This is a genomic window from Lentibacillus sp. (assembly GCF_035301675.1).
Classification (GTDB): domain Bacteria; phylum Bacillota; class Bacilli; order Bacillales; family Amphibacillaceae; genus Lentibacillus.
This window is the reverse complement of the sequence record NZ_DATGTT010000086.1, coordinates 1-4,043: the sequence shown is the minus strand read 5'-3', so window position 1 is coordinate 4,043 and position 4,043 is coordinate 1. Positions and strand designations below refer to the sequence as shown.

General features: G+C 46.0%; 3 protein-coding genes. 2 read left to right on the top strand and 1 reads right to left on the bottom strand.

The window, feature by feature from the left end; translation table 11 throughout:
* Positions 1–36: 36 nt before the first annotated feature.
* Complete coding sequence (locus tag VK097_RS13395; protein WP_324212300.1) at positions 37–603, bottom strand: Maf family protein; 567 nt, start codon at positions 601–603, stop codon at positions 37–39.
* 674 nt (positions 604–1,277) lie between these two features.
* Here VK097_RS13395 and VK097_RS13390 point away from each other — a divergent pair.
* A complete protein-coding gene (locus VK097_RS13390) occupies positions 1,278–2,726 on the top strand; it encodes a PTS mannitol transporter subunit IIBC (RefSeq protein WP_324212299.1) in 1,449 nt (482 codons plus the stop codon).
* 319 nt (positions 2,727–3,045) lie between these two features.
* The coding region (locus VK097_RS13385) for a BglG family transcription antiterminator (RefSeq protein WP_324212298.1) at positions 3,046–4,043 on the top strand (998 nt) is incomplete at its 3' end.

Sequence of the window (4,043 nt, the reverse complement as noted above, 5' to 3'; positions counted from 1 at the left end):
GTTATAACCGGAATGTCTGGAGAATCGCTCCCATCCCTAGTCTTCCATGAACGGTTTGAGTTCCCGCACGACCCTTGATATCGGCAGGCCGACGACATTATAATAATCACCTCTGATCAGTTTGACCAACACGGCGCCTGGACCTTGTATTCCATAGGCACCCGCTTTATCAAATGGATCCCGCGTGGCGATGTAGCGTTCAATCTCCCTATCGGTCAACGGCCAAAACTCGACGGCTGTTTTTTCTGTGAATACACGTTCCTCCTGGTCTGTCCGCAGCATAACCCCGGTATGTACCTCGTGAACTTGTCCGCTTAAAGCGGATAACATTTGCAAGGCTTCCGATTCTGTTTCGGGCTTGCCGAATATTTGATTCTGATAGGAAACGACGGTATCAGCGGCTAAAATAAGTTCATTCTCATGCTGGATATCCACATTTCTTCCTTTCAGCTTAGCCAGTGCTGTTACTTTTTTCGTTGGATCTATTTCCGTTATGCGGGATTCATCGGCATCCTGTTTTCGAATGGTAAATGGTATATTTACCTGCTGCAGCAGCTCTTTTCTTCTTGGTGACGATGACGCTAAAATAAGCTGACGTGTCAATAGACAACCTCCTCAGTGTTAAGGTGATTAGCCTTTGGCAAGCAGTGCTTTTCATAAAAGGCCGGCGGGGATACACCTCTCAACAAAGACTACGAATGTCGTTAATTGTTCTTCAATCGGTGCTTTTAAATTATTAAACAAACGTTTGATTAAACAAAGTGGTTATGCTGTAGACGGCATCCATCTTAACGGAAAATGATATTTATATGTTCACAATATCGTGATTGCTAACGCTATAGATAGCGTATTGAAGAATGTTGGTTTTCGGCAGCAGCCGAAAACCTTCCTTAAAATGGTTTGGATCTGGGCGAGCGTTTTATGTACTTTTGCAGGATACTCAAATCGTGCGAGAACGGCATCAGAACGTGCGACGCACCGGTCAAATCATGCGAGATCAATTTCAAACCGTGCGGCGCGTGGCACAAACCATGCGACACTCCACCCAAATCGTGCGAGAACAGAATCAAAACGATCGACACCTCGCCCAAATCAATCGAACTCACCATCAAAATGCTCAATTTCGGCACCTGCCGAAATTCTCCACTATTAAATCATGTCACCATCTCCCATGACAAAACACCATTAAGATTAGATTGAATACGCTGCCAGCGCGCTGTACGCTAAAGATAGAACTTTTACATGATAAAACTACAACCTGAAAGGAGTATATAACGATGGCGGAAAAAGGTCTCCGTACAAAAGTACAGCGCTTTGGCGGTTTTTTGAGCGGTATGATTATGCCGAATATAGGCGCATTTATTGCGTGGGGTATCATTACCGCGCTGTTTATCCCGGATGGCTGGATACCAAATGAACAGCTGGCGACATTAGTCGATCCGATGATTAATTACCTTCTGCCGCTTTTGATTGGTTATACTGGCGGTCAGCTGGTATTTGATAAGCGTGGAGGTGTCGTTGGTGCAATTGCCACGATGGGTGTGATCGTCGGTGCTGATATACCGATGTTCTTAGGTGCCATGGTCATGGGACCATTAGGCGGCTATCTGATGAAAAAAGTGGACGACTTGTTCCAGGATAAGATTCGTTCCGGATTTGAAATGCTTTATAACAACTTCTCAGCTGGCATCCTGGGTGCAATCATTGCAGGCATTGCGGTCAGGCTGATTGGCCCACTGGTTGAAGGACTTAATAATGCATTGGCAGCTGGAGTTGAAGTCATTGTTAATGCCGGGTTGCTGCCGCTTGCCAGCATTATTATTGAACCGGCAAAAGTATTATTTCTGAACAATGCGATTAATCATGGTATTTTAAGTCCGATTGGCCTCGATCAGGTCACTGAAACGGGCAAATCCATTTTGCTGCTGTTGGAGACGAATCCTGGACCGGGCCTTGGCCTTCTGCTCGCATTTTCTATTTTCGGTAAAGGTACATCCAAAAGTTCTGCGCCTGGTGCGGCAATCATTCAGTTCTTGGGCGGAATTCATGAAATTTACTTCCCGTATGTGCTGATGAAGCCCGCTCTATTGCTGGCAGTCATCGGCGGTGGCATAAGTGGTGTGTTCACGTTCTCGATCTTTAATGCTGGCGTTGTTGCAACGGTATCACCGGGAAGTATCTTCGCAGTATTAGCTATGACACCTCAGGGCAACTACCTTGGCGTATTGGCAGGTGTGATTATAGCAGCAGTTGTATCTTTCTTGATTGCGGCGTTCATATTAAAGACAAGCAAATCAGATGATGAGGACCTGACCGGGGCAACTGGTAAAATGGAAGAAATGAAAGGTAAGGAGAGTTCGGTGGCCGGCACCCTTAAACAGGATGAAGAAAAAGCGCCAGTCGAAAGCGATCAAACGGCTGAAGCGTCTGATGTAAAATCTGCAGGCGATGTCGACAAAATCATTTTCGCTTGTGATGCCGGCATGGGCTCGAGTGCGATGGGTGCATCGTTGTTGAAGAACAAATTCAAGAAAGCGGAAGTTGAAAATATCGATGTAAGCAACACAGCAATCAAGGCGATCCCGGATGATGCGGATATCGTCATTACGCATAAAGACTTAACCGATCAGGCAAAGGAAAAATTACCGAGTGCCGAACATATTTCGGTGGAAAATTTCTTGAACAGCCCGAAATATGATGAGCTGACTGAGCGTCTGAAACAATAATATCAATACACGACATTGTTCTTTGTTATAGGGGATTTTTGGCTTTTGCCAAAAATCTTCAATAAAATGGTTTGAATCCGGCGAGCGCTTCATATGGGACTCGTGCGAGAGCGGCCTTGATTTGTGCAGTAGTCGCTCGAATGTGTGCGGCGGTGGCTTGAATTTGAGCGAGAGCAGCCTCAACTTGTGCGGGAGGACTTCGAACTTGAGCGAGAACGTCTTAAACTCGTGCGAGAGCCCCGCGAACTTGTGCGAGGCGGTCAGTGCGCGGTATGCTAAATCTAGGTTTGATTCTACCTTTGCAAGGGAGGTGAACCGTTTGTACCTGTCAGGCCGTGAGCGTAAAATGCTTGAATATTTATTGGAAGCACAGGAAGCTGTCACAATTAAAACAATCGCTGCTACGCTTGATGTCAGTGAGCGTACTGTCCATAGGGATTTAGCCAATATTGAGCGTATTTTGTTTGATTACAACCTGGGGATCAACAAACAATCAGGTGTCGGCCTGCAAATTTCCGGGGCACAGACTGACAAAAAACACCTACTCGCAGAAATCGCGGGAACACCGTGGTCTGAGTTCACCCCTGAAGAGCGGCAGACGATTATTTTATCAACGCTTCTGGAAGCGGATGAACCGGTTAAACTGTTCGCCCTTGCAGCAAATTTGAACGTGACAACCGCAACGGTCAGTCATGATTTGGATCAATTAGAAAAAGAACTTGCACATTATAAGCTCCAGCTGATTAGAAGAAGGGGCTACGGTGTCAGGATTGAAGGCAGGGAAGCGGATAAGCGAGCAGCGATCAGCAGTCTGATTTCGGAACACGTGAATACTTCCGAAATGGTGTCATTTTTAAAGCAGCGAACACAATCGCTTAAGACCAATGCTATATCCGACCGGCTGCTTGGGCTGGTTAACCCCGAAAAATTAAGCATCATTGAACAACGGGTGGCACAGGCCAGGGATGAGCTCCGCTATGACTTGGCAGACAGTGCCAATATCGGGCTGGTCGTTCAACTCGCGTTAGCAATTGAACGATTGCAGAAAGGCGATACAATCGAATTTGATCAAGATTATTCGCGCGATATGAGTCGGACGAGCGAGTTTGCTATCGCGAAAAAACTGATTCATGATTTAGAAGCTGATCTTGATATGACGATTCCAAATGATGAAATTGGCTATATCACCATGCACTTAATGGGCGCCAAGCTAAGAGTCAATCAGCATTATGTCATCGAGGATTCGAGTCTTGATGTGGCTTATCAGGCGAAGGAGATCATCGGGTATGTAAGCAATCGTCTGGGAAAAGATTTGAA

Coding starts and splice junctions, on each gene's coding strand:
- VK097_RS13390 (WP_324212299.1), top strand. CDS start 1,278: ATGGCGGAAAAAGGTCTCCGTACAAAAGTACAGCGCTTTGGCGGTTTT.